At 68.3% G+C, this 5,516-nt stretch carries 6 protein-coding genes; all 6 read right to left on the reverse strand.

All coding sequences use genetic code 11. The annotated features are described in order from the left end of the window. Window positions 1-564: siderophore-interacting protein (locus WBP48_RS10600; protein WP_424440077.1), on the reverse strand; the 564-nt coding region annotated here is incomplete at its 3' end. After that, the gene (locus WBP48_RS10605; RefSeq protein ID WP_424440079.1) at window positions 561-1,352 is read right to left on the reverse strand and encodes an ABC transporter ATP-binding protein; all 792 of its coding nucleotides are present in this window, start codon (window positions 1,350-1,352) and stop codon (window positions 561-563) included. The genes WBP48_RS10600 and WBP48_RS10605, both read right to left, overlap by 4 nt. Beyond that, on the reverse strand, window positions 1,349-2,425 hold the full coding sequence (locus WBP48_RS10610; RefSeq protein ID WP_424440082.1) for an iron chelate uptake ABC transporter family permease subunit: 1,077 nt from the start codon (window positions 2,423-2,425) through the stop codon (window positions 1,349-1,351). The genes WBP48_RS10605 and WBP48_RS10610 overlap by 4 nt, the downstream gene beginning before the upstream one ends. Then, window positions 2,415-3,464, reverse strand: a complete 1,050-nt coding sequence (locus WBP48_RS10615; protein ID WP_424440085.1) for an ABC transporter permease — start codon at window positions 3,462-3,464, stop codon at window positions 2,415-2,417. The genes WBP48_RS10610 and WBP48_RS10615 overlap by 11 nt, the downstream gene beginning before the upstream one ends. 143 nt (window positions 3,465-3,607) lie before the next feature. Beyond that, entirely contained in the window at window positions 3,608-4,606 is a 999-nt protein-coding gene (locus WBP48_RS10620; protein ID WP_424440089.1) for an ABC transporter substrate-binding protein, read from the reverse strand. Window positions 4,607-4,799: 193 nt separating this feature from the next. Beyond that, window positions 4,800-5,516 (reverse strand): DNA-3-methyladenine glycosylase family protein (locus WBP48_RS10625; protein WP_424440092.1); only part of this gene is annotated, 717 nt, incomplete at its 5' end.

Here is a 5,516-nt window from a genome sequence, read left to right on the forward strand (position 1 = left end):
GGGCGCAGCGCCCCCGCGGTGCACCTGTTCGACCAGGATGCCGGCGGGCGCGGCGATCGGCAGTTCGTGATCCTCGTCGGCCACCTCGACAAAGATGCGGCCGGTGGCCTCGGCATCCATCAAGTGCGCGAAGCGCCGCATCGCGGGGACGGCGGTCTCGTCGCCGGCGAGCAGCCAGCCGTCCGGACGCCCGGTCACGAGCATGGACCCGCGCGGGCCGCCGATGCCCGCGATCGCCCCGAGCTCCGCTGTCGCCGCCCAGGGGGCTGCGACGCCGTTGTCGCCGTGGATCGCGAACTCCAGGTCGAGCCAGCCCTCGTCGGCATCCCACGCGAGCGGAGTGTACTCACGGCTCGGCGCGGCACGCAGCTCCTCGACCGAAGCGGGCGGGGTGTCGGGGAAGAAGATGCGGATGTGGTCGTCGGACCCGGGCGAGTCGAACCCGTGCAGGTCCGCGCCCTCCAATCGCACGCGCACGTACGAAGGGGTCAGCCATTGGCGTGCGGCCAGACGCACCTGACGGAAGCGCAGCTCAAGGCCGCGGCGTTCGAGGGTGAAGGTCACGAGGACGCTCCTTTCTCTGCCGGGTCCGATACCCGGTGGTAGACGACGAACGGGCCCGACGGCCCGTCGACCACGGTGACGGGTGTACGGAACACGCGCGTGAGCACGTCGTCGCGGATGATCTCGGCGGGGGTGCCGTGCATTGCGATCCTGCCGTCTTCCATCGCGATGATGTAGTCGCTGTACGCGGCGGCGAAGTTGATGTCGTGCAGCACGATGACGATCGTCCGCCCGAGCACATCGGCGGCCTCGCGCAGCTGCCGCATCATCTGCACGGAGTGCTGTGCGTCGAGGTTGTTGAGCGGCTCGTCGAGCAGGAGGTACTCCGTATCCTGCGCGAGCACCATCGCGACGTACGCCCGCTGACGCTGCCCGCCGGAGAGCTGGTCGAGAAAGCGCTGCTCGAGGTCGGTGAGGTCGAGAAAGTCGATGGCCTCGGAGATCTTGTCCTCGTCGTGCTGGGTGAGCCGGCCCGCGCTGTACGGGTAACGGCCGAATCCGACGAGCTGGCGCACCGTGAGCCGCGTGACGAAGTGGTTCTCCTGGCGCAGGATCGACACCGTCTTCGCGACCTGGCGCGACGGCGTCGCGTGCACGTCGAGGCCGCCGACCTCGACGGTGCCCGAGTCGGGCGCGAGCAGGCGCCCCATCATGGTGAGCACGGTCGACTTGCCGGCGCCGTTCGGCCCGACGAGGGCGACGATGCCTCCCGCCGGCAGCTCCAGTGAGACGGGGCCGATCTCGACACCCCCGCCGTAGCGCTTCGTGACGTTCGACAGGCGGATCACAGGCGGCCCTTTCTCAGGATGACGGCGAGGAAGACGAGCCCGCCGATCAGCTCGACGATGATGGCCACGGCATCGACCATCTTCAACACGTGACGCAGCAGGAAGTACGCGCCGGCGAGCACGACGAAGCCCAGCAGCCAGGCCACGGGCAGGATGCGGCGGTGGTCGTACGTGTCGGTGATGGCATAGGCGAGGGTCGCGACGAGGAACCCGAGGAAGGTCATCGGCCCGATGAGCGACGTGCTCATCGCCATGAGCACCGACACGAGCGTGAGCATGAGCATGATCTGGCGCTTGTGGTTCAGCCCGACGTTGGTGCTGATATCGGCGCCGAGCGCGATGACATCGAGGCGTCGCGCGAAGAGCCAGATCGTGCCGCCCGCGAGGGCGCACACCGGGATGACGAACCAGAGGAAGTCGGTGTTCGCGTTGCCGATGTTGCCGAACAGGCGTGCGGTGAGCACGTCGAACTCGCTGGGGTCGAGCATCTGCTGCAGGAACGACGACAGTGATCCCATGCCGGTGCCGATGATGATGCCGACGAGCAGCATGACGTGCAGGTTGCCGAGCCGCCCCGACAGCAGCCACGAGTACAGCAGCACGGCGAACAGCACCATGAGCGTCGCTTGCAGTACGAAGCGCACGAAGGGGCTGAGACCCGTGAACCCGGCGACGCCGAAGAAGAAGACAATCGAGGTCTGGATGAGGATGTACAGCGACTCGAAGCCCATGATCGAGGGCGTGATGATGCGGTTGTTCGTCGCCGTCTGGAACGTCACGGTCGCGAACGCCTGGCAGAACGTGACGAGGGCGATGACGACGAGGGCCGACGAGCGCATGCCCGAGATGCGCCACCAGCGCTCGCTGAACGGCTCGAACTGATTGTCCCACGACATCAGGAGCACCGCGATGACGACGGATGCCGCGATCAGCCCCACGAGCACGAGCGTGTAGCGGCGCCGGTGGGCGTGCGACGCGAAGGGGCCGACGCGGCGGGCGACGGATGCCGGGGCGCCGTGCGATCCGCCGGAGCCGGGCATTCGGGCGGCACCGGTGAGCGTGTCAGCGGGCATGAGCGCTCCTCGTTCGCAGGAGCATGAGGATGAAGACGACCGATCCGACGATGCCGAGCACGAGGGAGATCGGCATCTCGAACGGCATGATGATCGTGCGGCCGATGAGGTCGCACGCCGTGACGATCCAGATGCCGGCGAGGAACACCCACGGCAGGTTGGAGCGCAGGTCGTCGCCGCGGACCATCGAGACGAGATTGGGCACGATGAGCCCGAGGAACGGCAGCGCGCCGATGATGACGGTGACCACTCCCGTCGTGAGCGAGACGAGGCCGACGCCGAGCAGCACGACGCGCTCGTAGTTCAGGCCGACGTTCGTGGCGATGTCCTTGCCGAGACCGGCGACGGTGAAGCGGTCGGCCGCGATGAAGACCGCGATCGCGACGAACAGCACGATCCAGAGGGGCTCGTAGCGGCCGACCTCGACGCCGGTGAACCGGCCCATGAACCAGCTGCCGAGCACCTGGAGCAGGTTGAACTCGACGGCGAGAAACGTCGAGAACGCGCTGACGACGGCGCCGAACATGATGCCGACGATCGGCACGATCAGCGACGACTTGAGCGTCACGCGGCGCAGGAACGCGAAGAAGATCATCGTGCCGATGAACGCGAAGACGATGGCGACGACGATCTTCAGCATGACGCCCGCCCAGGGCATGACGATATAGCAGAACAGCAGGCCGAGCCCCGCCCACTCGGTCGTGCCGACCGTGGTCGGTTCGACGAAGCGGTTCTGGGTCATGAGCTGCATCACGAGGCCCGCCATCGCCATGCTGGCCCCGGCGAGCACGAGGGCGGAGGTGCGGGGGATGCGGGTGATCCACAGGAACTCGCTGCCCGCTCCGGCATTCGTGATGTCGGCGACGCCCGTGAAGATCGATACGGTCAGCAGCCCGATCGTGAGGACGATCGCGACCAACAGCGGCCACGTTCGCGACCAGCGCGACCGCGCTCTCGGCGTTGCCGCCGTTTTCGGCGCGGACGACGAGAGCGCGTCGACGTTCGTGACGCGGCGCGTGGCGGGATGCTGTGTGGACATGGTGGTTCCGGGACGGATGGGACGTTTCGACTCGGTTGCCTGCGGCGGCCTCGCTCAACGACCGGGGGGAGAGCGGTCCCCCCGGTCATTGAGCGATCGAAACGCAGGGTCGAAACGCAGGGTCGAACGCAGAAGGCGATCGCTTACTGCTCGACGCCGCTGAACACCTCGGCGAGGCCGTCGAGCACCGTGATGTACGCGAAGACGTCCTCGGTCAGGTAGTAGTCGCCGGGCATGACGTAGATCGCCTCGTTCTCGACGGCGGGCAGGCTCGCCAGCGCGGTCGATCCGTTGATCAGTTCGAGGGCGGGCGGGTTCTGGTCGTCTTCGAAAGCGGCGTCGCGGTCGAGGACGAGCAGCACATCGGCGTTCGACTGCGCGAGCGCCTCGAGCGAGACGCTGTCGCCGGTGTGGTCGGACGTGCCTTCGGATTCGAGTGCCGGGGTGAGATCGAGCAGGCTGAAGAAGATGCTCGCGCCGCGGCCGTCGGCGGGGTTGGAGTAGTTGATCTCGCCACCGGAAGTGACCAGGCCGAGTACGGTGGTCGCGGGGTCGTACGCGTCCTTCGCGTCGGCGACGGCGGCGTGGAACTGGTCGATGAGCTCTTCGGCCTCGGCCTTCTTGTTGAAGATCTCTCCCATGAGGGTGAGGCTCTCCACGACGTAGTCGTCGGCCGACTGGTCTTCGGGGCCGGTCGTGTCGACGAACGCGGCGTCGGGAGCGGCATCCTTCACGCCCTGTGCCGTGTCGCCACCGTAGCGGTAGCCGTTGATGACGAGATCGGGGTCGGCCGCGACGATCTGCTCGAAGTCCGGCTCGCGGTGCGTGCCCGTGTTGAGGATCGCCTCGTCGTCCTTGAGCGGGTTGTTCGGGCTCATGAGGTCACGCGGGGCGACGGTGACCGGCAGGTCCCAGTCGGCGGCGAGCTGGAAGAAGCGGTTGTCGGTGATCGCGACGCTGTCGGCACTCTCGATCGTGACCTCGTTGCCGGCCATGTCGGTGACCGTGACGGGGTAGTAGTCCTCGGCTGCGACCGGAGTGGACTCCGTCGCCGCGGGTGCGGCGTCACCTGCGCAGGCGGTGAGGACGAGGGCGGATGCCGCGACGAGCGAGAGTGCGGCAATCGGGCGGAGTAGGGACATGGCTGTGCCTCCAGTGATGGGGGTGTGTGCGCGGGCGACCGCGCGTCAGGAACATCGCCTGCGGGTCGCCAAGAGGCGACCACTTTTAGGTAAGCGTTACCTAAGCGGCGCCTTCGAACCTAGCGAGATTCGCGCGGCTTGTCGAGTCGCAGAGCGTGCCCGGGTGTCGCGGAGGTCGCCCACGGCGCGGCGTTCAGCGGTCGCGGTGATCCTCGGGCGCGAGTCGGGGTCCGCGCCGCGGTTCGAGCGCACCACTGAGCCCCACCAGCCGGATGACCCGCTGGCGGTGCCCGCGCCACGGCTCCAGCAACTCCCGCATGCCGTCGTCGTCGACGCGGTCGCCGGTGAGCGCATAACCGACCTGATGGGCGACGTGGTAGTCGCCGAAACTCACGGCATCCGGGTCGCCGAACGCGCGGATGCGCGTCTCGGCGCTCGTCCAGACCCCGATGCCCGGCAGGCTGGTGAGCACGCGATCGCACTCGTCGCCGTCGACGGATGCCGTGGCCCGCTCGATCGACGCGCGCCGCGCGGCCGCCGTCACGACGGCGCGGGACTGCGGGGGTTCGAGCCCCGCGCGATGCCATGTCCAGCTCGGGATCCGGCGCCAGTCCGCCGGCGTCGCGAACATCGGTCGCGGCGTGGGGCCCGGCGCACGTTCGCCGCACCACGTCAGGATCATGCGCCACGCGCCGAACGCCTGCAGCCCGGTGACCTTCTGCTCGAAGATCGCGCTGGCGAGTGCGTCGAAGACGAGGTCGGTCCGTCCGAGGCGAAGGCCAGGATGGCGTCGATGCGTCGCGGCGACGAGGGGATGCCGATGCGGCTCGAACCCGGCGGGGTCGTCATCCGCGCCGCATAGCCGCGGCAGCTGGTCGAGCGCCCATTCGGCGCCGGGACCCCAGGCGGC

It is taken from the genome of Microbacterium sp., assembly GCF_049661145.1.
Classification (GTDB): domain Bacteria; phylum Actinomycetota; class Actinomycetes; order Actinomycetales; family Microbacteriaceae; genus Microbacterium.

Excerpts from the sequence above, each read along its gene's own strand:
- WBP48_RS10610 (WP_424440082.1), bottom strand. The coding sequence starts at position 2,425 with ATGCCCGCTGACACGCTCACCGGTGCCGCCCGAATGCCCGGCTCCGGC.
- WBP48_RS10615 (WP_424440085.1), bottom strand. The coding sequence starts at position 3,464 with ATGTCCACACAGCATCCCGCCACGCGCCGCGTCACGAACGTCGACGCG.
- WBP48_RS10620 (WP_424440089.1), bottom strand. The coding sequence starts at position 4,606 with ATGTCCCTACTCCGCCCGATTGCCGCACTCTCGCTCGTCGCGGCATCC.